Annotated in this window: 25 protein-coding genes; 12 read left to right on the top strand and 13 right to left on the bottom strand. The window is 69.8% G+C overall.

Features of this window, described 5'->3' with window-relative positions:
* Positions 1 to 104: 104 nt before the first annotated feature.
* A complete protein-coding gene (locus GOARA_RS18400) occupies positions 105 to 494 on the bottom strand; it encodes an SCO2097 family morphological protein (protein WP_007323942.1) in 390 nt (129 codons plus the stop codon).
* Between the two features lie 118 nt (positions 495 to 612).
* Positions 613 to 1,062 (bottom strand): SAV_6107 family HEPN domain-containing protein, encoded by a 450-nt coding sequence (locus GOARA_RS18395; protein ID WP_007323941.1) that lies wholly within the window; start codon positions 1,060 to 1,062, stop codon positions 613 to 615.
* 224 nt (positions 1,063 to 1,286) lie between these two features.
* Between GOARA_RS18395 and GOARA_RS18390 the strand changes: the two genes are divergently transcribed.
* From GOARA_RS18390 to GOARA_RS18355, 8 genes are all read left to right on the top strand, one after another.
* On the top strand, positions 1,287 to 2,027 hold the full coding sequence (locus GOARA_RS18390; protein ID WP_040523944.1) for a GNAT family N-acetyltransferase: 741 nt from the start codon (positions 1,287 to 1,289) through the stop codon (positions 2,025 to 2,027).
* Positions 2,024 to 3,637 (top strand): phytoene desaturase family protein, encoded by a 1,614-nt coding sequence (locus GOARA_RS18385; protein ID WP_007323939.1) that lies wholly within the window; start codon positions 2,024 to 2,026, stop codon positions 3,635 to 3,637. The genes GOARA_RS18390 and GOARA_RS18385 overlap by 4 nt, the downstream gene beginning before the upstream one ends.
* 42 nt (positions 3,638 to 3,679) lie before the next feature.
* Positions 3,680 to 4,714 (top strand): linear amide C-N hydrolase, encoded by a 1,035-nt coding sequence (locus GOARA_RS18380; RefSeq protein ID WP_050947358.1) that lies wholly within the window; start codon positions 3,680 to 3,682, stop codon positions 4,712 to 4,714.
* 61 nt (positions 4,715 to 4,775) lie between these two features.
* Entirely contained in the window at positions 4,776 to 5,558 is a 783-nt protein-coding gene (locus GOARA_RS18375) for an LppM family (lipo)protein (RefSeq protein WP_007323937.1), read from the top strand.
* Positions 5,555 to 6,625 (top strand): polyprenyl synthetase family protein, encoded by a 1,071-nt coding sequence (locus tag GOARA_RS18370; RefSeq protein WP_007323936.1) that lies wholly within the window; start codon positions 5,555 to 5,557, stop codon positions 6,623 to 6,625. Before GOARA_RS18375 ends, GOARA_RS18370 begins: the two co-directional genes overlap by 4 nt.
* A 4-nt stretch (positions 6,626 to 6,629) precedes the next feature.
* A complete protein-coding gene (gene crtI / locus GOARA_RS18365; protein ID WP_007323935.1) occupies positions 6,630 to 8,210 on the top strand; it encodes a phytoene desaturase family protein in 1,581 nt (526 codons plus the stop codon).
* Positions 8,211 to 8,233: 23 nt separating this feature from the next.
* Entirely contained in the window at positions 8,234 to 9,805 is a 1,572-nt protein-coding gene (mptB, locus tag GOARA_RS18360; RefSeq protein ID WP_280985255.1) for a polyprenol phosphomannose-dependent alpha 1,6 mannosyltransferase MptB, read from the top strand.
* Complete coding sequence (locus tag GOARA_RS18355; RefSeq protein ID WP_007323933.1) at positions 9,802 to 10,698, top strand: phytoene/squalene synthase family protein; 897 nt, start codon at positions 9,802 to 9,804, stop codon at positions 10,696 to 10,698. Before mptB ends, GOARA_RS18355 begins: the two co-directional genes overlap by 4 nt.
* 33 nt (positions 10,699 to 10,731) lie before the next feature.
* Here the strand turns inward: GOARA_RS18355 and GOARA_RS18350 are convergent, their stop codons facing one another.
* The gene (locus GOARA_RS18350; RefSeq protein WP_007323932.1) at positions 10,732 to 11,334 is read right to left on the bottom strand and encodes a TetR/AcrR family transcriptional regulator; all 603 of its coding nucleotides are present in this window, start codon (positions 11,332 to 11,334) and stop codon (positions 10,732 to 10,734) included.
* 48 nt (positions 11,335 to 11,382) lie between these two features.
* Here GOARA_RS18350 and GOARA_RS18345 point away from each other — a divergent pair, with 48 nt between their 5' ends.
* Positions 11,383 to 12,798 carry an oxygenase MpaB family protein gene (locus GOARA_RS18345; protein ID WP_040523937.1) on the top strand — a complete coding sequence of 472 codons (1,416 nt, stop codon included), beginning with the start codon at positions 11,383 to 11,385 and terminating at the stop codon, positions 12,796 to 12,798.
* A 19-nt stretch (positions 12,799 to 12,817) separates the two neighbouring features.
* Here GOARA_RS18345 and GOARA_RS18340 read toward each other — a convergent pair whose 3' ends face one another.
* Positions 12,818 to 13,183 carry an Rv2175c family DNA-binding protein gene (locus GOARA_RS18340; protein ID WP_040523936.1) on the bottom strand — a complete coding sequence of 122 codons (366 nt, stop codon included), beginning with the start codon at positions 13,181 to 13,183 and terminating at the stop codon, positions 12,818 to 12,820.
* 74 nt (positions 13,184 to 13,257) lie between these two features.
* Between GOARA_RS18340 and GOARA_RS18335 the strand changes: the two genes are divergently transcribed.
* Positions 13,258 to 14,505 carry a protein kinase domain-containing protein gene (locus tag GOARA_RS18335; RefSeq protein ID WP_007323929.1) on the top strand — a complete coding sequence of 416 codons (1,248 nt, stop codon included), beginning with the start codon at positions 13,258 to 13,260 and terminating at the stop codon, positions 14,503 to 14,505.
* An 18-nt stretch (positions 14,506 to 14,523) separates the two neighbouring features.
* Here GOARA_RS18335 and GOARA_RS18330 read toward each other — a convergent pair whose 3' ends face one another.
* Positions 14,524 to 15,918 (bottom strand): class II 3-deoxy-7-phosphoheptulonate synthase, encoded by a 1,395-nt coding sequence (locus GOARA_RS18330; protein WP_007323928.1) that lies wholly within the window; start codon positions 15,916 to 15,918, stop codon positions 14,524 to 14,526.
* 4 nt (positions 15,919 to 15,922) lie between these two features.
* Complete coding sequence (locus GOARA_RS18325; protein WP_007323927.1) at positions 15,923 to 16,438, bottom strand: polyadenylate-specific 3'-exoribonuclease AS; 516 nt, start codon at positions 16,436 to 16,438, stop codon at positions 15,923 to 15,925.
* A gap of 58 nt (positions 16,439 to 16,496) precedes the next feature.
* Between GOARA_RS18325 and GOARA_RS18320 the strand changes: the two genes are divergently transcribed.
* Positions 16,497 to 17,768, top strand: coding sequence for a mannosyltransferase (locus tag GOARA_RS18320; protein WP_245548464.1), 1,272 nt, complete (start codon positions 16,497 to 16,499; stop codon positions 17,766 to 17,768).
* Here GOARA_RS18320 and GOARA_RS18315 read toward each other — a convergent pair.
* The 6 genes from GOARA_RS18315 to GOARA_RS18290 form a co-directional block, all read right to left on the bottom strand.
* Positions 17,657 to 18,394: a lysophospholipid acyltransferase family protein gene (locus tag GOARA_RS18315; RefSeq protein WP_007323925.1), complete on the bottom strand. Its 738-nt coding sequence runs from the start codon at positions 18,392 to 18,394 to the stop codon at positions 17,657 to 17,659. The genes GOARA_RS18320 and GOARA_RS18315 overlap by 112 nt on opposite strands.
* Before the next feature lie 42 nt (positions 18,395 to 18,436).
* Positions 18,437 to 19,429, bottom strand: coding sequence for an ROK family protein (locus GOARA_RS18310; protein WP_007323924.1), 993 nt, complete (start codon positions 19,427 to 19,429; stop codon positions 18,437 to 18,439).
* A gap of 16 nt (positions 19,430 to 19,445) precedes the next feature.
* Entirely contained in the window at positions 19,446 to 19,805 is a 360-nt protein-coding gene (locus tag GOARA_RS18305; RefSeq protein WP_007323923.1) for a hypothetical protein, read from the bottom strand.
* 407 nt (positions 19,806 to 20,212) lie between these two features.
* On the bottom strand, positions 20,213 to 21,247 hold the full coding sequence (locus GOARA_RS18300; protein ID WP_007323922.1) for an ArsA family ATPase: 1,035 nt from the start codon (positions 21,245 to 21,247) through the stop codon (positions 20,213 to 20,215).
* Between the two features lie 176 nt (positions 21,248 to 21,423).
* A complete protein-coding gene (locus tag GOARA_RS18295; protein WP_007323921.1) occupies positions 21,424 to 21,861 on the bottom strand; it encodes an SRPBCC family protein in 438 nt (145 codons plus the stop codon).
* Complete coding sequence (locus GOARA_RS18290; protein WP_007323920.1) at positions 21,854 to 22,285, bottom strand: hypothetical protein; 432 nt, start codon at positions 22,283 to 22,285, stop codon at positions 21,854 to 21,856. The genes GOARA_RS18295 and GOARA_RS18290 overlap by 8 nt, the downstream gene beginning before the upstream one ends.
* 86 nt (positions 22,286 to 22,371) lie before the next feature.
* On the opposite strand from GOARA_RS18290, the gene GOARA_RS18285 reads away from it, so the two are divergent.
* Complete coding sequence (locus GOARA_RS18285; protein WP_007323919.1) at positions 22,372 to 24,180, top strand: AMP-dependent synthetase/ligase; 1,809 nt, start codon at positions 22,372 to 22,374, stop codon at positions 24,178 to 24,180.
* 33 nt (positions 24,181 to 24,213) lie between these two features.
* Here GOARA_RS18285 and GOARA_RS18280 read toward each other — a convergent pair whose 3' ends face one another.
* On the bottom strand, positions 24,214 to 25,344 hold the full coding sequence (locus GOARA_RS18280) for a glycosyltransferase family 4 protein (protein ID WP_040523940.1): 1,131 nt from the start codon (positions 25,342 to 25,344) through the stop codon (positions 24,214 to 24,216).
* Between the last annotated feature and the right edge of the window lie 8 nt (positions 25,345 to 25,352).

Below are 25,352 nucleotides of genomic sequence, written 5' to 3'. Positions count from 1 at the left end.
GCTAGCCGGCCCGGTGGGGCATCGTGGGGAATCGCCGAAGCGGACAAACGAAAGGCCGCGCATCGTGATCGATGCGCGGCCGATGAGGCGGAACGGTTCGGGTGTTACTCCTCGGTGAACCGTCGGTTGAACCGGTCTTCCATCCGTTCGGAGAAGCTGCGCGCGGGCGCGGCGGCACGATTCGCGTCCGCACCGCCGTCGACGGACTTCAGCGTTGCCTTGCCCGACCCCCCGCGCAGCGCGAGGAGCCCGGCGCCGAACATCACCAGGAATCCGACCAGACTGAGGACGGGAAACCCTCCGACGTGCACGCCGGCGACGATGCCGCCAACGAGGAGTGCGAGGCCGAGGATGAAGAGCGCGATGGCTTGCAGCCTGCGGCGACCGGGCCCGAGGGTGCTCTTCTGCACGGTGGAGGCGAACTTGGGGTCGTCCGCGTACAGCGCATTCTCGATCTGGTCGAGCATGCGCTGCTCATGTTCGGAAAGTGGCACCGCCCCTCCTTCTCCGTCAATCGTGCTCCTAGACAACCAATGATACGAGGTGAACCGCCGGACTACCACAATTCGACCTCGCCCGATTCGGCCGCGTCGGCACACTCCCAGCGGAAATCTACGCGGTCCGCGACTCCGACGAGGCCTTGCCCTGCTCGTAGTCGGCGAGGATCGACTCGGTCGTGGCGATGAAATCGGTCAGACCGACCCGCAAGCGCGCCACCGCCGCCTGCTCCACGTCGTGGACGAGGCCGGTCTCGATCCGCTGACGCACCACCGAATGCGCGGCGAAGAAGTCGGCGAACCGTTCCACCCCGCTCTCGGGTGCGGTACTCCCCTGGGCGCCGAGCCTGACCCAGGCGTTGCGCTGACCGCGCGGTGCGCGGCGCCGCGACTCGAGTACCGCCAGGGCGGCACCGGCGGTCCGCAAGGCGGCCAGGTAGTAGAGGCGGTAGCGCTCGGCGCGGTCGGCGACGAGGTCGCCGTCGTCGGCTATCCGAATCGCCTGATCGAGAAGACGGTGCGCATCGACGACGACCTTCGTCTCGATGGCGTTTCCAGTCGTCATGTGTCGCCTCCTTCCACATCCTTCGTCGTTGAGAAAAACCTACTTCCGGGGTCCGACATTCCGGACTGGGCGGCCCGACGCCATGGCTTCCCTCCACGACGCGGGCCGCCCTGCTACCGAATGATCGCCGACATCGAAAGCGAGTCGAACGTTTATTCGATAAAAGCAATGCTAGCGTGATGCTGCGGCGGGCTCAACCGCTGCGAACGACACAGGGAGCGACCATGGCGCACGAGCCGACCGGAACACCGGTTGACGTGCGCGTGGTCCGCTTGGCCGGGGGCGATTCACACCTGTGGCTCGACCCGGCCCTGCACGTCTACGTCACCGCGATGGGTTATCCGCGGGGAATCGAAGGACAGCGGCGCACATTGTGGCGCGAACACATCTCCCGACCGGGATGGAGCGCCTACGGCGCGGTCGCTCACGTGGCCCCCGGCCGATTCGGCGGCGCCCGGCTGCGTCGCAGCGCGCACGCCACCCCCCAGCGCCGCCTCGGACGCGGCCTGCTGCCCGACCGGGACGCCGGTCCCCACGAGGCCCTGATCGGCATCGCCTACGGATACCGCGGTGCACCGGACCAGTGGTGGAATCAGCAGTTGCGGACCGGTCTTCGACAGGTCGGATACCCGCCGGAGGCCTCCGCCGCACTCCTCACCGACTACTTCGAACTCACCGAGCTGCACGTCCACCCCGACGCCCAGGGCCACGGTGTCGGGCAGTTGTTGTTGACCAACCTGCTGGCCGATCGTCCGGAGGCCCGGGTCCTGCTGTCCACTCCGGAGGTACCCGGTGAGGAGAATCGCGCCTGGTCGCTGTACCGGCGATTCGGTTTCTCCGACGTCCTGCGCAACTTCACCTTCGCCGGCGATCCGCGCCCGTTCGCCTTCCTCGGACGCGAATTGCCGCTGAGCGTGCACCAGCAGCCCCGGCACGACTCGACCCCGCCGATCGGCAGCAGGTGAGCGGCATCGTCGACGTTGCCGTCGTCGGCGCCGGCCACAACGGGCTCATCGCCGCCGCCTACCTGGCCGCCGCCGGCCGCTCGGTCTGCGTGATCGAACGCGACACCGTCCTGGGGGGTGCGGTCTCGACCGTGGAACGCTTTCCCGGCTACGCGGTGGACCGAGGATCATCGGCGCATCTGATGATCCGCCACACGCCGATCCTCGCCGAACTCGACCTCCACCGCTACGGGCTGCGCTACGCCGAGTGCGATCCGTGGGCCTTCGCGCCGGCCGAGAACGACGACGACGAACCGATCGTCTTCCACCACGATCTGGCCGCGACCTGCGCATCGATCGAGCGCGTCTGCGGGAAAGCCGATGCCGACGCGTACGCGTCCTTCGTCGCCGACTGGCAACCGCGGGCACGCGCCACGATGGCGGCCTTCGGCTCGGAACCGACTCCGACGCGCTTCGCCGCGGCGTTCGCGGGCAGCGGCTGGCGCACGCGCAGTGCGAGACGATCGTTGGTCGGGCGGCGCATCGGCGCGTTCTCGTCGATGTCGCAGGAGATGCTGAACTCCGGCGACGCGCTGCTCGACCGGTGGTTCGGCTCCGAGCGACTCAAATCCGCGCTCTCCTGGTTCGGCGCCCAATCGGGACCTCCGACCGACCTGCCCGGCACCGCGCCGATGGTGGGCTTCGCCGCCCTGATGCACGACATCCCACCCGGTCGCGCGATCGGCGGCAGCGGCGCACTGACCACTGCTCTTGTCGCGCGGCTGACCGCCGACGGCGCGCAGATCGCCACCGGAGCCCCGGTCGCCGCGCTGCGGCGCACCGGTTCCGGCTGGGAGGTCGTCGGCGCCGACGGGCACAGCCGCCGCTGCCGTCACGTCATCGCGGCCTGCCACATCTCCACGACCTTGGATCTTCTCGCCGCGGGCGGCTATCCGACGGCCGACCTCGATCGGTGGCGACGGGCCATCGTGGTCGGCAACGGCATCGGGATGGCAGTCCGGCTGGGCACGACCGGACTCCCGCGATACCGCAACCTGCCCGCGGACCTGCCGGCCCACGGGGTGCACAGCGGCCTGGGTCTGCTGACCGCCGATCGCGCGCATCTGCGTCGCGCCCACGCTGCCAGCCTCGTCGGCGAACTGCCGCAGCGGCCCGTCGTGCTGCCGATGGGGTTCTCCGCGCTGGATCCGACGATCGCGCCGGACGACCGCCACCTGGTCAACGTCTGGGCGCAGTGGCACCCGTACCGGCTGTCGGGCGGCCGGTCGTGGGCGACCAGCGCGCAACGCGCCGCCGACGCGGTCGTCGCCGAGATCGACCGGTTCGCACCGGGTTTCAGTTCGTCCATCGAGCACTGCCACATCCAGACACCGGCCGATCTGGAGGAGGAACTCGGCCTGCGCGCCGGGAACATCATGCATGTCGAGATGACCATCGACCAGATGTTCGGCTGGCGCCCGCATCCCGACTTCGCGGGGCGCACGGTCCCCGGCGCCCCGGGGCTCGTCCTCGCGGGCGCGTCGACCCATCCCGGTGGCGGGGTGACCGGAACGAGCGGCAGGCTGGCCGCGCGCCGCATTCTGCGGTCCCCGAAGCGCTCGATGAGCTAAACAGATCAAGACACCCCCGCAACGGATCGAGGACGCCCCGAAATGTGTACACGAGTGATGTGGCCCGACGCGAACGGCGCCGTCGTCGTCGGACGGAACATGGACTTCCATCAGGAGCTGGACACCAATCTCTGGAAGCTGCCCCGAGGCGTCGCGCGCAACGACTGCGTGGACGGCAAGCTCACCTGGACCGCGAAGTACGGCAGTGTCGTGGCCGGTGTGTACGACCTGCTCACCGCGGACGGCGTCAACGAGAAGGGGCTCGCCGGGCACGTGCTCTGGCTGGCCGAGTCCGTGTACGGCGAGCCGGATCCGGCCCGGCCGCAACTGGCGATGTCGGTGTGGATGCAGTACTACCTGGACAATTTCGCCACCGTCGCCGAAGCCGTCGAGTGGACGCGCCAGCACAACCCGCAGGTCGTCCCGATGGCCGACCCGACCGGCGGCAGCCAGCCGGCGATCCACCTCGCCCTCGACGACGCGGAGGGCGATTCGGTGATTCTCGAGTACATCGACGGCGCGCTCGAGATTCACCACGGCAAGGACTACTGGGTGATGACCAATTCGCCCTCCTACGATCAGCAGCTCGAGCTGGTGAAGCGTTTCGAGGGCCTCGGCGGCGACGCTCCCCTGCCCGGCACCTGCGACGCTCGGGACCGGTTCGCCCGCGCGTCGTACTACGTCCACCACCAGCCGCAGCCGACCACGCAGGTTCAGGCCATCGCCGCAATGCTCAGCATCATGCGCAACGCCGCCCAGCCCTTCCGCAACCCGGAACCGGGCAAGCCGGACGCCTCGCAGACGCTGTGGCAGACGGTCACCGACCTGACGAACCGCCGCTATGTCTTCGAGTCGACCACCCGCCCCAACATCGTCTGGGTCGACCTCGCCGACCTCGACTTCGCGGAGGGCTCGGGCCAGCTCAAGGCCGACCTGGTCGGCGACAAGGCGCTCGAAGGCGGTCTCGCCGGCGAGATCAGCGCCGAGTTCACCGATGCCGGCGAGCTGCACTTCGTCTCCGTCACCGAGTCGGCGGCCCTGGCCGCCGACGCCGCCAAACCCCAAGCCGGGTCTTGAGGCCGGACGCGCCGGGCGGGGTCGGCCGCTACCGGCGCGGCGATCTGGCACGATTGATCGCGTGTCGAACTCCCCGCTGACCGTGCCACCGCCGCGGCGAGCCGCTCCACGGCTCATCGCACTGGTGGGCGCCGCTCTCGTGCTGATCCCGCTGCTGTCCGGGTGTCTGACCCGGTCGGTGACGGTCGGCGACCGTTTTTCCGGCGAGATCATCGTCGCGACCACGCCGGAGAACCCCACCGGGCCTCCGCGCCTGGACATTCCGCAATCGATGAGCGCTCACATCTCGATCTCCGACTTCACGGGCACGATCTCGAACGACGGCACCGTGACCATGCAGCGCGAGGATGCCCCCGACGCCCAGCCCGCCCCGCAGCGCGGCCCGACCAAGGTCGGCACCCGAGCGGTGTACACCTCGCTGACCGCCGGACAGTTCAGCCAGCTGGGTGACATCGTCGCGGCATCGTTCACCGGGGCCAACGCCGCCATGGACATCTCCACCAAACGGACCGGAGACGCGGTCCGTTTGACCGGTACCGCCGACCTCACCGACTTGGTCGAGGGCCGCGACACGGTCTTCTTCTCCGTCACCTTCGCCGGCGAGGTCGGCGGCACCAATGGCACCCAGACCAGCGATGACTCGGTCTCCTGGGTGGTTCCGGCCGGAAAGACCAGCGATCTCAGCGCCGACGCCCGCTACCCGGACCCCGCCAGCGCGGCGCTGCCGAGCTGGTCGTTGTTCGTCGCTGTTTGCTGTCTGCTGGCCGTCGGCCTCGTGGTCTGGTACGCCCGTCGCGAGCATCGTGCCGATACGACGCCGCGTCCCGGCGCCCCGGCCAAGTGAGCGGATCACCCGCGGCCCTGGCCACCGCCGTCGAGGCTCGCCTGGCCGAGCTGTTCGAGACAGCCCGCTCCGATGCTGAGCCGATCGGACCGGCCGTCGTCGAAGCGACCGATGCGCTCGCCGCCTTCGTCCTCGGCGGCGGTAAGCGGGTGCGACCGCTGTTCGCCCACGCCGGCCGGGAGGTGGCGCACGCGACGTCGGGAGCCGGGGATCACCCGGCCGACGACACCGACGAGGCGATGATCGATCTCGGCGCCGCACTCGAACTCGTCCAGGCCTGTGCCCTGGTCCACGACGACATCATCGACGCTTCGGCCACCCGGCGCGGCAACCCGACGGTGCACCGGGTCTTCGCCGACCGCCACCGGGAGGGGCGCTGGCTCGGCGACGCCGGCCGGTTCGGCGAGTCGATGGCGATCCTCATCGGCGATCTGGCGCTGGCCTGGGCCGACGATCTCGCGGCGCCGCTGCCCGCACGCGTCGCACCGGTCTGGTCGACCATGCGCACCGAAGTGCTCTCGGGCCAGCTGCTCGACATCGCCAACGAGGCGTCCCGCGACGAATCCCTCGCGGCCGCCGAGCGGGTGATCGCGTACAAAACCGCCGGATACACGGTCGCTCGCCCCCTGCAGCTGGGCGCGGTGCTGGGCGGCGCAGGCGACGACCTCGTCGGTGAGCTGCGCGCCATCGGGCTCAATCTCGGCTTGGCGTTCCAGCTGCGCGACGACCTCCTCGGCGTCTACGGCGACCCGGCGGTCACCGGCAAGCCGTCCGGTGACGATCTGATCACCGGAAAGCGCACCGTACTGGTCGCCGAGGGGTTCGCCAGGGTCACCGACGAGCAGGCGGCGGCGCTGCGCGCGTCGCTCGGCACCGACCTCGACGACGCGTCCCTCGCCCGGGCGAGGGCGATCCTCACCGAGTCCGGCGCGCAGGCGGCTGTGGAGAACCGCATCGACAGCGCGCTGTCGCACGCGCTCGCGGGGATCGAGTCGTTGCCGACGTCTCCGCAGGCGCGGGAATCGCTCGCCGACCTGGCCCACCGCATCACGCACCGGGCAGCGTAGCGCCGTGGGCGAGTCGCGACGCGTCACCGGTCCGACGGACCGGGTCGTCGTCATCGGTGCCGGACTGGCCGGATTGTCGGCCGCGCTGCATCTGCGCGGCACCGGGCGCACGGTCACGGTCGTCGAAGCCGGGCAACGGCCCGGCGGCCTCGTCCGCACCGAGACGCTACACGCGCAGGACGGCAGCACCCATCGATTCGACACCGGCGCCACGATCCTCACCATGCCCGAGCTGGCCTTCGACGCGCTTCGCGCGGTCGGCGTCGACCGAGACGAGGCGGCGGCCCGGCTGTCGCTGCGCCCGGTGGACCCGGCCTACGCCGCGCGGTTCGCCGACGGCACCGTGCTCGGCGTCGCCCGCGATCGCGATGCGCGGATCGCCGCGGTGGCCGACGCCTTCGGTACCGAGGCCGCCGACGGTGTCGAACGACTCAGCGGCTGGCTGGAAGGCCTCTACGACATCGAGTTTCCGCACTTCATCGACCGCAATCACGATCGCGTCGCCGACTATCTGCGCGGCGACATGCGCGCGGCCACCGGCGGGCTCATCCGTCACGGTGCCGTCCGCGGCCTGACCGGAGCCATCGACCGCTTCGTGAAAGACGAACGGCTGCAACGGGTCTACTCGTTCCAGGCGCTCTATGCCGGGGTGCCACCCGCCCGGGCAGCAGCGATCTACGCCGTCATCGCTCACATGGACATCGGCCGCGGCGTCTCCTATCCGGCGCCGGGCATGGGCCGGCTGCCGCAGGTCCTTGCCGAGGCTTTCGCCGAATCCGGCGGTGATCTGCGGATGGCCACCAGGGCGACCGGCTTCGAACGGACCGGCCGGCGGATCACCGGGGTCCGCATCGCCGACGCCGACGGCGGAACCGACGTGTTGCCCGCCGACGCCGTGGTCGCGGCCTGCGGTGCGGCGACGGTGCGCCGGCTGCTAGGCGGCGACGGATCGCGCGGCCGGTCATCGCGCCGGATCCGCTACTCCCCGAGTGCGGTCGTCGCCCATCTCGTCGTCGACGAAGCGGCGACGGCGCGGTGGCCCGGACACCACCACACCATCGACTTCGGGGAGGCGTGGGAGACGACCTTCGCCGAGATCGCGCCGCGCCGACGAGGGGGCGGGCGCCTGATGAGCGACCCTTCCGTCCTCATCACCCGCCCGGCCATCACCTCCCCCGAGGGTTTCCGCTCCGGTGGCCGCGAATCGGTGTCGGTGCTGTGGCCCTGCCCCAACACCGAATCCGCCGATCTGCCCTGGGCCGAACTCGCCGCCGACTACGTCGGCCGGGAGCTCAGGGTGCTGGCCGAGCGCGGCTACCCCGGCGTCGACACCGCCGAAGTGCTACGCGTCGACACCCCGGCCACGTGGGCGCAGCGGGGGTATGCGGCCGGCACACCGTTCGCCGCCGCGCACACGGTCGCTCAAACGGGACCGCTGCGCACACCGAACCTGGACCGGCGCAGACCGAACCTGGTCTTGGCCGGCGCCGACACCGTTCCCGGGGTGGGCATCCCGCCGGTCCTCGTCTCCGGTCGCCTGGCCGCCGACCGGATCGCCCCGATGCCCGGTCGCGGGTCGTGGTGACCCGCGCCGACTACGATCGCACCGTGACGGTCGAGCGCGGCGAAGGCGATCTTGCGACGGTCGGGCGCCGCGAAAGGGTTCTCTCGTGGTGGCGGCGGTGGGAGTTCCCCGTCGGCATGCTCGGGTCCGTCCTGGTGGCCCTCGGCGCGTTCGGCGTCGCCGATATCCCGCGGGTCAACACGGCGGCACAGGATGCCGGGTGGGCGTGGATCACCTACGGACACGGCAAGACGCTTGCCGCGGTGCTGTTCTGGACCGGCGTCGCGCTGCTCGTGTTCTGCTGGGTGAGGATCGGCCGTATCGTTGCCGCCGGTGACGGCATCGGAGTGCGGCAGATGCGGGCGGCGGTGCTCGCCTGGGCGGCACCGCTGACGATGACCGTGCCGGTCTACAGCCGCGATGTCTACGCCTACCTCGCGCAGGCGGAGGTGTTCCGCGCGGGCTTCAACCCGTACTCCGACGGCCCGGTGCACCAGCCGGGTCCGATGCTCGACTCGATGGCCCAGGTCTGGGCGGCGACGACCGCCCCCTACGGACCCACTTTCATGTGGCTCGGCCGAGGGGTCGTCGCTCTTGCCGACGGCAATGTCATCCTCGGCGTTCAGCTCATGCGGGCGGTCCTGATTCCCGGCCTGCTGCTCAGCCTGTGGGCGATCCCCCGGCTGGCGCGGCATTTCGGCGCCTCGCCGCAGCAGGGGCTGTGGCTGGCGGTGCTGAATCCGATGATTCTGATCCACCTCGTGGCGGGCGCCCACGTCGAACTGCTGATGATGGGGGTGCTGGTCGCCGGCGTCGCGCTCGCGGTGACCGGTCGAGCGAAGCGAGGGGGATGTTCGTGGTGGCACGTGACCGGGCTCGCCGTGCTCGGCCTGGCGGCGACGATCAAGATCACGGCGGCGATCGCGATTCCCTTCGTCTTCTGGATATGGCTGGCGCACCTGCGCGACCGAGCCGATGAGACGGATCCCGGGCAGCCGTTGACGAGGGGCAGGGTGGCCGCGGTGTTCGCCGCCACGGCGACGATCCCGCTGGCGGTCTTCGCGCTGATCTCCGCCTGCAGCGGGCTCGGCATCGGCTGGCTGACCGGCCTGACCTGGGCCGGCCGCATCATCAACTGGCTGTCGATCCCGACCCTGGTCGGCCATCTCGTGACGTGGATCGCGGCACCGTGGCAGGCCTGGAACCTGCAGGCCGTACTGGTCTACACGCGCGCGGTCGGCGCCGTCGTCCTCGCGGTCCTGCTCGTCGCGATGTGGATCCGCTTCCGCCAGTCGGAGCGGAGTGCGATGGCCGGGATGGTGTTGGCGATGCTCGCCGTGCTCCTGCTGGAGCCGTCGACGCTGCCCTGGTACTACACGTGGGTGCTGTGCCTGGCGGTTGCGTTCACCCTGCCCGGCTGGGTGCGCGCCGTCGTCGTGTTCGCCTCGACGGTGCAGCTGATCGTGTTCCAGCCCGACGACTCGATCCTGTTGTACAAACCGCTCGAGCTGCTGCTGGCGTTCGCGCTCGGGGCGTTGGCCGCGATCGCGCTCCTGCGCCCCGACCCGCTGCGCCTGCGCCGCCTGGCGGGCATTCCCGACCCGCCGGTGCGATGAGCGCCGATCCCGAGCGCGGCTACCGGATCGCGGCGCGACTGTCCGCGCGGCACGGCCGCACCTATCATCTCGCCGCCACCCTGCTCCCCCGCCGCAATCGCCGGGCGGTACACGCGCTCTACGGTTTCGCCCGCGTCGCCGACGACATCGTGGACGTGCGGCAAGTCGGCGAGAGCAGTCCCGTCGCCCGTCTCGACGAACTGTTCGCCGGGCTGGACGCAGCCCTGCGCGGGATGCCCGTCCATTCGAGCGCCGAGACCACGGATCTCCTTGCGGCGGTTGCCGATTCGGTCGCCATCTTCGACATCGACCCGGCCTACTTCACCGACTTCGAACGGTCCATGCGCATGGACCTCCCGTCGGCGCCGGAGTTCACCCCGCGGTACCTCGACATGGCGCATCTGCGCGAGTACACCCGCGGTTCGGCGGCCGTCATCGGCCTGATGCTGGTGCGGGTGCTCGGCGCCGATCCCGACGATCCCGTCACGGCGACGGGCGCGGCCATGCTCGGCGAGGCGTTCCAGCTGACCAATTTCCTGCGCGACGTCGCCGAGGATCTCGACCGCGACCGGATCTATCTGCCCGCCGACGACTTGGCCGCGTTCGGCGTCGACGAGGCGCACCTGCGCGCCTGTCGGGCGCGCGGCGAGACGACTCCCCAACTGCGCCGAGCGCTGGCCCACCTGGCGGCGGTGAACCGGGATTGGTATCACCGAGCCTCGCCGGCGATCGACGCACTGCCCGGGCGCACCAGGCCGGCGATTCGGGCGGCCGCCCGCTCCTATGCCGACATCCTGCGCGTTCTCGCCGAGAATCACTACGAGGTGTTCTCCGACCGGGCGGTCGTCGGGGTCCGCACGCGCCTCCGGCACGCGGCCGCGGCCTTGTTCTGAGTCTCGCCGAACAAGATCCGGCCGTCGCTCGGACTACGGCTGCAGCACGGGAAGCAGCAGGAAGTCCAGTGCCTCGGTCAGATCGCCAGGCGGCGGCGAGAAGATGCAGGTGGACCAGATGCGCACGATCCAGTGCGCCAGCGTCATGGGATCCTGCTCGCGAACGACGCCGGCGGCCATGGCCGCGGCCAGCAGGGGCGCGGCGACGTCGGCCGACTCCTGCAACAGGCTGTCGAGCCTGCGGGTCGCCAGCTTGCCAACCCACTCCGCCTCGTCGCGCAGGATCTTGCCGACGACCGGGTGGTCGCGGCATCGGCGGATCGCCTCGGCGAGAAAGACCGTGATCACCCGGGGCCCTTCGACGTCGGCGATGACCTCGGGTATGCGCTGGATCAATCGGTGACCGTCCCGGGCGATGACCAGCAACACCGCGTTGTCGACGGAACCGACATTGCGGTAGACGGTGCTCGGCGCGACCCCCATCTCGCGCGCGATATCGCTCACCGACGTCTTCGACAGGCCATGACGGGCCAGGCAGACGACCGTCGCATCGAGCAGCGGATCGAGCCGCGGCGGCGGCAGCGCGGGAAGCCGCTCGATGAGTTGCGGGAAGGGAAGGATCGTCGCCGTTTGCATGATTGCAACAATCTTGCGCTATTCGTTGCATTTGTGCAAGATGTGACTATGGCCACACTTCATGAGGCAGTGCCGACACTCGCCGACTTCGACTTCAACCGCCGCGACCACGAGGACAGGCCGCTTCGGCCGATCCCGCCGGGACGCGACCAGTTCGCACGCCGATGGCTGCCCAGCCGCGAATACCTCTTCGGCCCGTGGCGCGACATCGAGCCGACGATCGAGGAATCCGACTTCACGCGAGTCCGCGACGACATGTTCTGGCAGGCGGACGAGCATTCGATCCCGGTCGTCGACCTGTTCGACCGCGAAGGCTCCAAGACGATGCGACCGCTGTTCGAACAAGCCCTCGCCCACGGCATCGACACCGTCGACGATCCACGGGCCGAGCTGGTCGAGTTCTTCGGCCGCATCACCGACCGACCGGCGTGGTTCGACCAGAAGTCCGCCGACCGGGGGCGGATCCTCATCTCCACCGCCTCACTCTCGGCGCAACGCCTCGTCGTCGGATGGGCGTTGTTCGAAACGGCGATGACCAGTGACATCTCCGCCGCCACCGGGGCGACCGGGCGATTCAAGCGGGACTCGGTGCGGCGCTACGCCGAAACCTTCCGAATGTTCGCGTTGGCCACCAAGCCCGACATCTACGATCCGGGCTCGGAGGTCTTCCGGACCATCATCCGGGTGCGCCTCATGCACGCCCTGGCCAGCCGGGGGCTGCGCCGCGCCTGGGGCGACGACCACTATCTCCGCTACGGCGAGCCGATCGCGGCGACGTCGTTGCTCGCCTTCGGCAACGGACCCCTGCTCACCCGTCTCGTCGACCACCGACTCGGCCGCAAGCTCTCCGCGCGCGATCTCGACGACATCGCGATGTACGCGGGATGGCTGGGCCACCTCATCGGGGCGCCGGAGCGCCTCCGCGCGCGCGACGGGGAGGAGATGATCCGTTCGCTCGACTACATCTTCTCCCGCGGCGGCGATCCGTCCGGGTGGCGGGAGGAGTTGATGCACACCGTTCGGCAGCCGGTCGACGCCCTCGCCGACACCTACCTGTCCTGGTGGCCGGGGATCGCGCGGTCACTGCTCGTGACGGCCGGTTGCAAGGTGTTCGCGAGCGGCGCGATCGCCCCGCTCGTCCCGGTATTCGGCCTCGACGAGGTCCGCGACTTCGTCGAAGGGGCACCGGAATTCGACGTGCCCTACCGGATTCACGGCGAACTCTTCGAGCGGATGGCGATGCTGAACGCCCGCGCGGCCGGACTCCGCGACCGTGTTCCGGGGACGCGGATGGTGCGGCGCGTCGTGTACCGCAACGGCCCGCCCGGCATCGACCAGGTCATCGACGCCGTGTCGGCGTTCGCCAAGCGCTACCACGACATCGCCATGGCCTACACCCACCACGACGAGTCGACCAAAGGCTTCGGTTTCGACGAGCCGCGGATGACGCCGGCTCCGGCGTGAGCGGAGCAGCCGGCCGACACTAGAACGCCGCGGCCTGGGCCCGGCGGATCACCTCGCGCGCCGAATGTGTGTGCAGGGCTGCCGCCGGGTACATCCCGAGGTCGTCGATCTCGGTGAACAGCCAGCGCATCGCCTCGTCGCGGGTGAACCCGCCGTCGAAGAGCACTTCGACGAGACCGGTGAAATGCTTCGCGATTCCGTGATCGTCGAGGAACAGCGCTGGAACCAGCGGCTCACCCCCGCGGCTCACCGCGAGGAGGTGATGGTCACGGATGAGGGTCCTGACCCTGTTCGCCGAAACCCCGAGCCGGCCGGCGACCTCACTCAGGGGCAACGCCTCGGCGTCGGCGGGCAGACAATCGTCAGACAACGGCAACGAACTCACGCGTCTAAGCGTACCCAGACCGGATCGGCTCCGCCTCCGCGGTGCACGACGGTCAGCCCGGTAGATTCGCAAAGGTGAAACCCGGCTCACCGCCCCCGGCGTCGACGTCGCGCGACCCGCTCATCGGCTCGCTCGTCGACCGGCGCTACCGCATCGACGCACTCATCGCGCGCGGAGGCATGAGTGCGGTCTACCTCGGGCGCGACGAGCGGCTGCACCGCCGGGTCGCGGTGAAAGTGATGGACGCCGCCTACCGCGACGATCCGGTGTTCCTGTCGCGGTTCGAGTTCGAAGCACGCGCGGTCGCCGGCCTCAAGCATCCCGGCCTGGTCTCCGTGTACGACCAGGGCATCGACGACCCCGTGGTGTTCCTCGTGATGGAGCTCGTCGAAGGAGGCAGCCTGCGCGAGCTGCTGCGCGAACGCGGTCCGATGCCCCCGCACGCGGTGTCGGCGGTCCTGCACCCGGTCCTCGGCGGGCTCGGCACCGCCCACTCGGCGGGGCTCGTGCACCGCGATGTGAAGCCCGAGAACATCTTGATCTCCGACGACGGCGACGTGAAGATCGCCGACTTCGGTTTGGTGCGCGCGGTCGCCGAGGCCGGAATCACCTCGGCCAGCGTGATTCTGGGCACCGCCGCCTACCTCTCCCCCGAGCAGGTCGAATCCACCCGGGCCGACGCTCGTTCCGACGTCTATTCGGCGGGGGTGGTGATGTTCGAACTGCTCACCGGACGCACCCCGTTTCACGGCGACACCCCCCTCGGCCTCGCCTATGCCCGCCTGACGTACGACGTTCCGGCTCCCGGCGACGTCGTCGACGGGGTGCCCGCACAGCTCGACGACATCGTGCTGCGCGCCACCGAACGCGATCCGGGCGACCGCTACGCGAACGGCTTCGAGATGGCGACCGCTCTCGCCGACGCGGCGCGCGAACTGGACCTCCCCGCGTTCACCGTCCCGGCTCCCGTCCGCTCGGCCGAGCGCGCCACCGAGGCGCGCCTGCGCCGCGAGCACGCCGCGCCCGGTCCGGTCGGACCCGACGGAACCGCGATGCTCGCCGATCCCCTGTTCGACGAACCGGGAGACGATCTCGACGACCTGTTCGGCAAACCCGGCGGGGCCCGCGCTCTTCACAGCGCCGACCGTCAGGACGAGTGGGACGTCGACGAGGACGAATTCGACGACGGGCCTTTCCAGACCGGGGCCGAACCGCGATCGCGGACGGCCGCCGCCGTGTGGCTCGCGCTGTATGCCGTGGTCATCGCCGTGCTGGGGGTCGGCGGCTGGTGGATCGGCGCCAACCTGCTGATGGGCATCTAGGGCGGATAGCCCGTCGGCTCAGCCCCGCAGCATCTCCGCGACGAGGAAGGCCAACTCCAACGACTGCTGGGTGTTGAGGCGCGGGTCGCAGGCCGTTTCGTATCGGCCCGCGAGATCGTCGTCGGAGATCTCCTGGGCACCGCCGAGACACTCGGTGACGTCCTCGCCGGTGAGCTCGATGTGCACACCACCCGGGTGACTGCCCAACGCGCGGTGAACCTCGAAGAAGCCCTGCACCTCGTCGACGATCCGGTCGAAGTGCCGCGTCTTGTACCCGGTGGACGCCTCGTGGGTGTTGCCGTGCATCGGGTCGCACTGCCAGATCACCTTGTGATCGGTGGCCTCGACGGCCGAGACGATCGCCGGGAGCACTTCTCTGACCTTGGCGTTGCCCATCCGCGCGACGAGTGTCAGGCGTCCCGGCTTGCGATGCGGATCGAGTCGTTCGACGTACTCGACGGCCTGTTCCGGGGTCGTCGTCGGGCCGATCTTCACACCGATCGGGTTGTTGATCAGCTCGGCGAAGGCGATGTGGGCGCCGTCGAGCTGGCGGGTACGCTCCCCGATCCACAGGAAATGCGCGGACAGGTCGTAGAGCACCTGTTCGGTCTCGGAGTCGGGGGCCTGCGCCAGGCGGAGCATCGCCCGTTCGTAATCGAGGACCAGTGCCTCGTGGGAGGCGAAGATCTCGGCGGACTCCAAACTGGAATCGTGTACGCCGCACGCGTCCATGAAGTTCAGGCCGCGATCGATCTCGGACGCCAGCGCCTCGTAACGGGCACCGGCGGGCGACGTCCGCACGAACTCCCGATTCCAGTCGTGCACCTTGTGCAGGCGGGCCTCGGAACCGGTCAGCGCCCGCACCAGGTTCATCGCCGCCGCGGCGTTGGCGTAGGCGCGCACGAGGCGCGAGGGGTCGTGTGCGCGTCCGGCGGCGTCGGGCGGGAAGCCGTTGACCATGTCGCCGCGGTACGAGAGCAGTCCGAGCGCGTCGGTGTCCGACGAGCGCGGCTTCGCGTACTGCCCGGCGATCCTGGCGACCTTCACGACCGGCATGCTGGCGCCGTAGGTCAATACGACGGCCATCTGCAGCAATGTGCGGATGTTGCCCTTGATGTGCGGTTCGGTGTTGTCGGCGAAAGTCTCCGCGCAGTCGCCGCCCTGGAGCAGGAAGGCTTCGCCGAGCGCGACCTTCGCGAGGCGGTCCGACAGCGTCTCGACCTCGGCGGGCATGCAGATCGGCGGCACGCTTTCGAGGACCGTGCGCATCCGGGCGGCCTCGTCGGCCGGCCAGCTCGGTTGCTGAAGCGCGGGCCGCGAGATCGCTTCCTCGAATCGTCGCTGCAGGTCCCCGGGGAGCGGGGGCAGTTCGGGCAGTTCGTCGATCGGCACGTCGACAGTCCAGTTCACCACGCCATCAGCGTAGTGGACCGCCGCGAGCCCCGGGATCCGCGTCCGGTGCGCCGACGATCCGGTTCCACTTGGCGAGGTTGTGACGCGCGTCGGCGAGTGCGTCGTGGGCGTCGTCGGGCAGGCTGGGCAGCGACGGCCGGCCGGCGTCCTCCCACACCTGCCTCAGTTCCCTGGTGAAGCGCGGGATCTCCCGCGGCAGCGCCGTCATCGGCCCCCACAGTTGGCAGAGCGCCACGTGGTCGTAGGCGCCGGTCCACGCCCACAGTTCGACCGGCTCTCCCCCCGCGGTGAGGAACTCCAGCAGCTCGTCGCGGATCTGGCGCCGGGAACGCCACGCCTTCGACGCCGGCGACGGAAGCTTGGGCAGGACGTTGGCGCGGACCCAGTCACCGGCGCGTTCCGGGTCGAACTCGGTGGACACGGCGTAGTACTCGCGGCCGTCGGCGGCGGCCACGCCGATCGACACCAGGTCGATGGTGCGCCCGTCCTCGATGAATTCGGTGTCGTAGAAGAACCGCATGCCGATCAGTATTCGCCACACCCCGGTCCGCGCTGACGGCGGTGTACGCTTTGAAGCCGTGCGCTCCAGGTCTATGTGGGCGACCGTGTTCCTGACGGCGTCGATTGTCGGACGGCTCCTGTGGGTCCTGCTGAGCACCAACGGCGCCAACTTCGTCGACCTGCACGTCTACCGCGACGGTGCCGCCGGGATCGCGGACGGTTCGCTCTACTCCTACGCGTACGACGGCCCCACCGCGACACCCCTGCCGTTCACCTATCCGCCGTTCGCCGCCGTCGTGTTCTACCCCCTGTCCCTGTTGCCGTGGGACGTGGTCGCGATCGGCTGGCAATTCGCCACGATCGCCGCGCTGTACGCGAGCGTCGTCCTGACGTTGCGGCTGTGCGGCCGCACCGGTTCCTGCTATCCCCTCGCCGCGACCTGGACAGCCGCCGGTCTATGGTGCGAGCCGGTCCGCGTCACTCTCGACTACGGGCAGATCAACGTCTTTCTGATGCTCGGCGCCCTGTTCGCGGTGACGATCGCACGAACGCGCATGGGGTTGGTCGCCGGCGGCGCGCTGATCGGCCTCATGGCCGGGATCAAGCTCACGCCGGCGATCAGCGGGCTCTGGTATCTCGCCGTTCGCCGTCCCCTCGGGGCGGTCGCCGCCGCCGCCGGTTTCGCGGCCACCGTGGCCGGCTGCCTGATCTTCTTCCCCGGCGTCACGCGCACCTACTTCGACGACCTGCTCGGCGACGCCGACCGGATCGGCGAACCGGAGCTCGTGATGAATCAGAGTCTGCGCGGTGCGCTGTCGCGTATGACCGGACACGACGTCGGAAGCGGTTGGGTGTGGCTGGCGGCCGTCGCGGTCGCGCTGGTGCTCGCCGTCGTTGCCTGGCGCTCGGTCGACGGCGATTGGCTGGCGGTGCTGCTGGTCGTCCAGCTGCTCGGACTGCTCGTGTCACCCATCTCGTGGGTCCATCACTGGGTCTGGCTGGTGCCGCTGGCCATCTGGCTGGCGCACGGACCGGGAACCGAACGTCGCTGGTCACGCGCCGTTCTGGCGGGATGGATCGCTGTCGGAGCCATCGGCGTTCCCTGGCTGCTTCGCCTGGCCGATCAGTTCGAGGTGAGCGTGGCCCCCGCGGTGACGGCCGTCGGCGGCGCGGTGTGGCCCGCGCTGGCGCTGGTCACCATGGTCTGGCTGGCGGCGACTCGGCCGCGCGCTACCGGCTACGCCGCGGACGTGCCGCTGGCCGAGTCACCGGCCGAGTCGCGCAGCAGGTCCTCCGGCGTCGCGCCACTGTCCTTGAGGTCCGCGGCGTACAGGTCGACGTACTGCTGACCGGACAGCTGCATCAGCTCGTACATGATCTCGTCGGTCACCGCGCGCTCGATGAAGCGGTTGCCGCCCATGCCCTCGAACCGCGCGAAATCCAACGGCTTCCCGATGTGCACCTCGATATGTGCCGGCCGAGGCAGGATCGTTCCGGGCGGGTTGAGTTTGTCGGTGCCGACCATGGCCACCGGGATCACCGGGACACCGGTCTCCAGCGCGAGGCGGGCCAGGCCCGTCTTTCCCTTGTACAGCCGCCCGTCGGGTGATCGGGTGCCCTCCGGGTACATCCCCATCAGATCGCCCTTGTCCAACTGGCGCGTCGCCGCCACCAGCGCCCCGGCCGCCGCGTCGGCGCCGGAACGGTCGATCGGAATCTGGCCGGTCGAGCCGAAGAACCACCGCTGGAAAGCGCCCTTGAACCCGGTGCCGGTGAAGTACTCCGCCTTGGCGAGGAAGTACATCCGCCGCGGGATCACCAGCGGCAGGTAGAAACTGTCGACGACGGCGAGGTGATTGCTCGCGAGAATGGCCGGGCCGTCGGCGGGAAGATTCTCCAGCCCGGTGACCTTCGGCCGGCCGATCATGCGCAGGAACGGACCCATCAGGATGTACTTGAAGAGCCAAAACCACATGCGCTGAGAGTACCCCTGTGCGAACCGTCGCGGGCAACGACGTCAGTCGCCCAAGGTCGCCCGGGCCAACCGGCCGTCGTCGCGCTGTGCCAGTTCGGTGCGCGCGACCTCGGCGGCGCCGATCATGCCGGCCGATTCGCCCAGCTGGGTGCCTCTGATCCGGGCCAGGGTGCGGTGTCCGGCTCCGGTGAGCAGCGATGCGTACTGCTCGCGCGCGTCGTCGAGATACAGGCCCGATGCGCGGCCGACGCCGCCGGCGATGACGATGAGGTCGGGATCGAAGACGTCGGCGATCATCGCCAAGCCCTGGCCCAGCGAGGTCGCGAAGGAGGCGAATGCCGAGAGGGCGAGCGGATCGCCCTCGTTGGCCGCGGCCGCGATGCGGCGACCGGTGACCGAGCCGGGGTCCGCGGCGAGTTCTTCGGCCAGGGGCGAACGCCGCCACTCGCCGTTGGCCAGCAGTTCGACGACGGTGTCGACCAGTGCGGTGCCGCTGCAGTACCGCTCCCAGCAACCGCGTTTGCCGCACGGACAGGGTCGGCCGTCCGGCACGATGACCAGGTGGCCCAGTTCCGGCGCGACGCCGTGGCTGCCTCGATACAGGCGCCCGTCGAGGACCAGCCCGGCACCGATTCCGGTTCCGATGGCCAGCACGAACGAGTTGTGGCCGTGGCCGGCCGCGCCGAAGCGCCACTCGGCCACCGCTGCCGCGTTCGCGTCGTGTTCGGCGAAGACCGGTATTCCGATCCGTCGTGACATCTCCTCGGCGACGCGCGCCTCGCGCCACGGAAGGTGCGGCGCGAAACGGACGGTCGAGCGGTCGCGGGTCAAGAACCCGGCGATCGCCAAGCCGACCGCCGATATGGACCAGCGTGCGCTCAACTCGCCGACGAGACGGTCGAGGCAGTGTTCGAGCGCCTCGACCGTCGCCGGGGTGACGGCGCGCAGGGTGTCGAGCATCTGACCGCGGTCGTCGACCACTGCGGCCCGAACGCTGGTGCCGCCGATGTCGATGCCGATCGTGAGCTCGCTCATTCGCGCGCCGCGCTCATCACTGCCGGGCCTGGCCGATGGCCACCGCGATCTCCTGATAGGCCGCAGGGGCAGATGGCGCGGCATCCGAGGAGGTGGAGCGCAGCGCCTTGACGATCGCCTCCAGGATCGCGATCAGCGTCGCCAGCAGGCGTGCCAGCAACTCCCCTGCCTCGGCGAACAGCGTCGACAGGTCGCCGGATACCTCTGCGGCGAGGCCTTCCGCGAGACCGCCAGACGGCCCGCCCGGTGCGAAGAGACTCGCAAGGCTGTCGATCTGCGTGGTCAGCCCCGCCACCAATTCGCGCACCGCGTCCATCACGGCATCCGCCGAACCCTCACCGCTGCCGGTCGGGCCGGCACCATCTGGCGCTTCCATGGGGTAAAACGCTACCCGACGGCGGCGCCGCGAGTGCGAGAGCGTGGGCGACTCGACAAACCGAAGACGAACCGAAGAAACCCCTCCCGCGACGACGAGATCCCGTGTGCGCGAACAACCCCGCCGAGTGGGCACCTCACCCCCGCCCAGTGGGCACCTCACCTACGCCCAGTGGGCACCTCACCCCCGCCGAGTGGGCACCTCACCCCCGCCGACTGGGCACCTCGACCCCGCCGACTGGGCGCGTCCTGTCGTAAGTGGGCTATTGACCAGAACCGCCGCCGGCTCATGCGAAGAGCGCGAGGTGCCCACTCGGCGCAAGTCAGGTGCCCACTCGGCGTAGGTCAGCTGCCCACTCGGCGTAGGTGAGGTGCCCACTCGCGTGAATGGCCGTCGGATGCGTCGGCCTAAGCCGTCGGGCGCGTCGGCCACACGGCGGGATCGGGGGTGAATCTGATGCACAGTTCGTCGTCGTCCCAATCCGCACCGATCACCGAGCAACGGCGCAGCACCGACGGCAGCCGCACCGGATAGCGGAACCCGCCGATCGTGACCAGCAAATCGTCACCGGCTCGACCGAGTCCCAACCGCGACGGATCGGCGAGCGGCTGGTTCCAGCGCATCTCGTACACGGCGTCGACGCCGGAGCCCGACACCCGTTCCACGCGGGCCGCCCCCGTCCCCGACGGCGCGCCGTTGGGCGAGTCGAACGTCACCCCGAGGCGGCGCAGACGGACGACGCGGTCGATGGGCTCATCGGCCGCGGCCACCGTGAGGGTATCGACGCCGAGCCTTTCCGCCACGGCCGAGGCGACCGCGGAGAACGATTCCCGCGGATGCTGCGTGGCGCCGTCGTTGGCGATGATCGAACGTAACGGGAGTGCCGTCAACGCGGCCAGCTCGGCGAATCGCGGCAGCAGCCGTTCGCCTCGCAAACCCGAGTCGACGACGACGTGCGCGGCCGTCGTATGCGGATCGCTGAGCAGGTCCAGCACATCGCGGCAATCGCGGTCCATCTCATCGACCGCGGCACTGACCCGCGCCAGCATCGGCCGCTCGGCGGCGGCGGCGAGACGGCGGTGGCGCGGCCACAACCGGTTCAACGATTGGCTCAGCGCGGCCGGCGCGCGAAGCAGCCGGAACGGATCGCCGAGCCCGGAGCAGTCGACCACCACCGCGCTCCACTGCCCGCTCGTCGCCTCGTCGCGGATGCGCCGCCAGAGGAGCAACTCCTCGAAGCCTGGCAACGACGTCAGTTCTCCCGGCGCCACCGAGCCGAGCACCGACAGCACCGGGAGGGTCGGGCCGGAGCCGAGTCCGCTCACCGCAGCGGCGAACTGCGCCCACGCCGGTTCCAGGACTCCCAACGGGTCCAGTGCCAGCAGACTGGCGTCGGCGCTGATCGGCACCGCTTGTCCCGGCGATGGGTAGACGCCCACCATCTCCGGAGTCGGCGAGTTGCGGTCGAGCGTGATCAGGAGCGTCCCGCGCGGACCGGCGTCGAGCAGCCCGGCCGAGCGCGGGTCACGGCGACGCTTGTCGACCGCGCCGGCTGCGGCAACGACGGATACCCCGGTCCCGCCCGGACCGAGGACGAGCTGAATGGGGGTCAGGTCGATCAGTCTTCGACCCGCTTCTTGAGTTCGTGCAGCGCCGAGGTGATGATCGCCTTCTCCGCACGACGTTTGAGCTGGCCGATGATCGGGACCTTGAGGTCGACCATCAACTCGTAGGAGACCTTGGTCGATCCCGCTGCCTGCCCGACCACGCTGTAACGACCGCGCTGGGCGCGCTGCAGGTCGCTGCTGACCAGCTCCCAGCTCACCGACAGCCCGTCGTCGGCCCAGTCGTAGTCGAGGACGTAGGTGTCCTTGAGAACCCCGGCGTCGAGCTCGAAGCGAACGCGGCTCGGTTTGCCGTCGGGACCCGTCTCGACGACGCGCACCTCGCGCGCCGCCGACACCCACTGGGGGTAGTGGTCGAAATCGGCGATCACGGCCATGACCGCTTCCGGCTCGGCGTTGACCACGATGGATTGCGCAGTGTGGTCAGCCACGCAATCCTCCTGTCGCCGTCTCCGCCGGAGCCGCCGGATCACCCGGTTGCCGGTGTTGCTCCAACCGCCACTTGATCTCGAAGGCCATGACCTTGCCTGCCACGCGACGGCGCCGATTCATCTCGGCCAGTTCATCGTAGAGGGCGCGGGGCCGTCGCGGCAGCCGTCCCGTCGGCTCGCCGTGCAAGAAGTAGTGCAGGACGAACCCGTCCATCACCGGCTCGCACCACACTTCCATCGTGCCGTCGACCGGTCCCGACACCGTCCACCGCAATCCCTGGGCGCCTCGGTCTTCGACGACGGCGAGTGACAAGTCCGGCCACCACCGCGCCCACCTGGCTCGATCGCCGAGCGCCTCGCGCGCCAAGTCCGGCGCGGCGGCGACAAAGGTCTCATCGGCCACCTGAATGCTCGTCACCCACATAGCTTCACATATGCCCGGACGCCGGGAGCGATGACCCGCCTCGATACGATGAAGGGCGCTGCTCCCGACGCGCGAAAGGTCGCCCCTTGCCCTCCGAGTACTCCGTTCCGGCGCCGTTCACCATTGCCGACTCCGCGAACTGCACCGACATCGTCTTCGACCTCGCAGCCCGCGCACCAGACCAACCGGTGATCCTGGACAAACTGGACGGGCAGTGGCAGCCCGTCACCGCGCGCGAGGTGGCCGAGCGGGTCACGGCCATCGCGAAAGGGTTCATCGCGCAGGGCATCAAGCCCGGCGACCGGGTCGCGCTGCTGAGCGCGACGCGCACCGAGTGGATTCTGCTGGACTTCGCGATCTGGGCCGCGGGGGCGGTCACCGTCCCCATCTACGAGACCTCGTCCGGACCGCAGATCGACTGGATCTGCAGCGACTCCGAGCCCGTCGGCATCATCGCCGAAACTCCGGCGCACGCCGCCACCATCGACGGAACCGACGCGGCCGGACGTCTTGCGCACCGCTGGCTCATCGCTCCCGGGGACGGAGCCCCCGGAGTGATCGACGAGCTCGTCGCGGCGGGCGCGAAGATCTCCGACGACGAGGTGACCGCACGCCGGCAGGCGCTCCGGGCCGACGATCCGGCCGTGCTGATCTACACGTCGGGCACCACGGGACGCCCGAAGGGGTGCATGCTCACCCATTCAAACCTCCTCAGCGAGGTCGAGGCAGTGCTCTCGGGCGGTCTGAAGCAGTTCCTCCGACCGGGGCGCCGGCTCCTGATGTTCTTGCCGATGGCGCACGTGTTCGCCCACGCGATCACCCTGATCGCGATCCGGGGCGGCGTTGCCGTCGGATTCTTCAACGACATCCCCAACCTGGTGCCCGAGTTCGCCGTGTTCCGGCCCAGCCTGATTCTCTCGGTACCGCGCGTCTTCGAGAAGGTCTACAACACGGCCCGCCAGAACGCTCACGACGACGGCAAGGGAAAGATCTTCGACGCCGCCGCCTCGACCGCCATCGACTACAACGCGGCGAAGGAGCAGGGTTCGGTCGGATTGGCGCTGCGCCTGCGCCACACCGTCTTCGACAAGCTGGTCTATTCGAAGTTGCGCGCCGCCCTCGGCGGCGACTGCGAGCTGGCCATCTCCGGCGGTGCTCCCCTGGGCGCGCGCCTCGGTCACTTCTTCTCCGGCGTCGGAATCCCCGTCTACGAGGGCTACGGCCTCACCGAGACGACCGCCGCCTTCGCCGTCAACACCCCGGGTGCGGTCAAGGTCGGTACCGTCGGGCGGCCGCTGGCCGGTAACGCCGTGCGGATCGCCGACGACGGCGAGATCCTCCTCTCCGGCGGCGTCGTGTTCACCGGCTACTGGAAGAACCCCGAGGCCACGGACGAGGCGATCACCGACGGATGGTTCCACACCGGCGACATCGGGAAGGTCGACCGCGACGGCTTCCTCTCGATCACCGGGCGCAAGAAGGAGATCCTGGTGACCGCGGGCGGCAAGAACGTGTCGCCGGCCGGTCTAGAGGACGCCATCCGTTCCCACCCGCTCGTGTCGCAAGCGCTCGTCGTCGGTGACAAGCAACCCTTCATCGGCGCGCTGGTCACACTCGACGCCGATGCCGTCGACGGCTGGAAGTCCCGCAACTCGATCGCGGCCGATGTCCCCCTCGCCGACCTGGTCGACAATGCGGACCTGCGGGCGGAGATCCAGTCGGCGATCGATCAGGCGAACACCACCGTCTCGCACGCCGAGGCGATCAAGAAGTTCCGGATCCTTCCCGTCGACTTCACCGAGGAAACGGGTGAGATGACCCCGACTCTCAAGGTCAAACGCAACGTGGTGACCGAGAAGTTCGCCGACGACATCGCGGCGATCTACGCCGGCTGAGCCCGGCTTGTTCCGCTGACCCGCGGCGCCGGGTCAGGACGTGAGCAGGCGCACCAGCCGAGCCGCGATCTGCGGCCACTGCCACTGCTGTTCGACGAACTCACGACCGGCGGCGCCCATCCGGCGGGCCCGCGCCGGATCCGACAGAATCGTCACAACGGCCTCGGCGACCTGCGGCACCGACCGTCCGCTGACGACGAGGCCGGTGCGCGCGGCGATCACCGTCTCAGGCGCTCCGCCGGAGTCGCCGGCGACGACAGGGACACCGCACGCGGACGCCTCGAGGTAGACGATCCCCAGCCCTTCGACGTCGAGCCCTCCGCCTCGGGTCCGTGACGGCATCGCGAAAACGTCGGCGGCGTTGTGATAGGCCGGGATCTCCTCCGCGGGCACCGAACCGGTGAAGATCACGTGTTCCCCGTCGGGGGTCGCGGCCGCCAGTTCCTGCAGGGTCTTGGCGTAGGGTCCGCCCCCGACGATCAGCAGCGCCGCGCCGGGCACCGCTTCCCGGATCGTCGGCAGGGCGCGGATCAGCATGTCCTGCCCCTTGCGCGGGACCAGGCGCGACAGGCAGACGACGACGGGTCGCTCACCGAGCCCGTGGCGCTCCCGGATGACGGCCCGTGCCGCGGCGTCGGGCGCGAAGCGTTCGACGTCGACCCCGCACGGGAGGTATTCCAGTGCCGCGTTCGGTCCGAATGCCGACGCGAACCGACCACGCGTGTACTTGCTCACGAAAGTCACGGTGTCGGTCTCCTCGCCGATCACCCGCAGCACCCGACGAGCGCCGGGAAGCATCGACCACCCCACCTCGTGCCCGTGGGTGGAAGCGAGGATCCGGCGCGCCCCGGCCCGCCGCACCACCGGGGCCAGCAAGGCCAGCGGGGCGGCCGCCCCGAACCAGACGTTCTCGATATCGTGTTCGCGCACCAGCTTCGCGGCGCGGCGGGCGACCAGCGGCGTCGGCAGCATCAGCGTCGTCGGATGCCGGACCACGGTGTAGGGAACCCGCTCGTCGAACTCGATGTGCGAGCGCCCGCGCCAGCGCGGCGCGTAGACGACCACCTGTTCCGGCGGCAGCCGATCGACGAGGTTCTGCAGATAGGACTGGATACCCCCCGGGCGCGGGGGGAAGTCGTTGGTGATGAGCAGGGTGCGCCCGATCGGCGCGG

Origin of the sequence: Gordonia araii NBRC 100433, assembly GCF_000241265.1 — a bacterium.
Lineage (GTDB): Bacteria > Actinomycetota > Actinomycetes > Mycobacteriales > Mycobacteriaceae > Gordonia > Gordonia araii.
The sequence above is the reverse complement of the archived record's forward strand: the minus strand, read 5'-3'. Positions and strand labels throughout refer to the sequence as shown.

Coding starts and splice junctions, on each gene's coding strand:
- GOARA_RS18300 (WP_007323922.1), bottom strand. CDS start 21,247: ATGGTGGGCGTCTACCCATCGCCGGGACAAGCGGTGCCGATCAGCGCC.
- GOARA_RS18395 (WP_007323941.1), bottom strand. CDS start 1,062: ATGACGACTGGAAACGCCATCGAGACGAAGGTCGTCGTCGATGCGCAC.
- GOARA_RS18325 (WP_007323927.1), bottom strand. CDS start 16,438: ATGCGGTTCTTCTACGACACCGAATTCATCGAGGACGGGCGCACCATC.
- GOARA_RS18390 (WP_040523944.1), top strand. CDS start 1,287: ATGGCGCACGAGCCGACCGGAACACCGGTTGACGTGCGCGTGGTCCGC.
- GOARA_RS18290 (WP_007323920.1), bottom strand. CDS start 22,285: ATGTGGGTGACGAGCATTCAGGTGGCCGATGAGACCTTTGTCGCCGCC.
- GOARA_RS18350 (WP_007323932.1), bottom strand. CDS start 11,334: ATGCAAACGGCGACGATCCTTCCCTTCCCGCAACTCATCGAGCGGCTT.
- GOARA_RS18305 (WP_007323923.1), bottom strand. CDS start 19,805: ATGGAAGCGCCAGATGGTGCCGGCCCGACCGGCAGCGGTGAGGGTTCG.
- GOARA_RS18310 (WP_007323924.1), bottom strand. CDS start 19,429: ATGAGCGAGCTCACGATCGGCATCGACATCGGCGGCACCAGCGTTCGG.
- GOARA_RS18380 (WP_050947358.1), top strand. CDS start 3,680: ATGTGTACACGAGTGATGTGGCCCGACGCGAACGGCGCCGTCGTCGTC.
- GOARA_RS18355 (WP_007323933.1), top strand. CDS start 9,802: ATGAGCGCCGATCCCGAGCGCGGCTACCGGATCGCGGCGCGACTGTCC.
- GOARA_RS18315 (WP_007323925.1), bottom strand. CDS start 18,394: ATGTGGTTTTGGCTCTTCAAGTACATCCTGATGGGTCCGTTCCTGCGC.
- GOARA_RS18345 (WP_040523937.1), top strand. CDS start 11,383: ATGGCCACACTTCATGAGGCAGTGCCGACACTCGCCGACTTCGACTTC.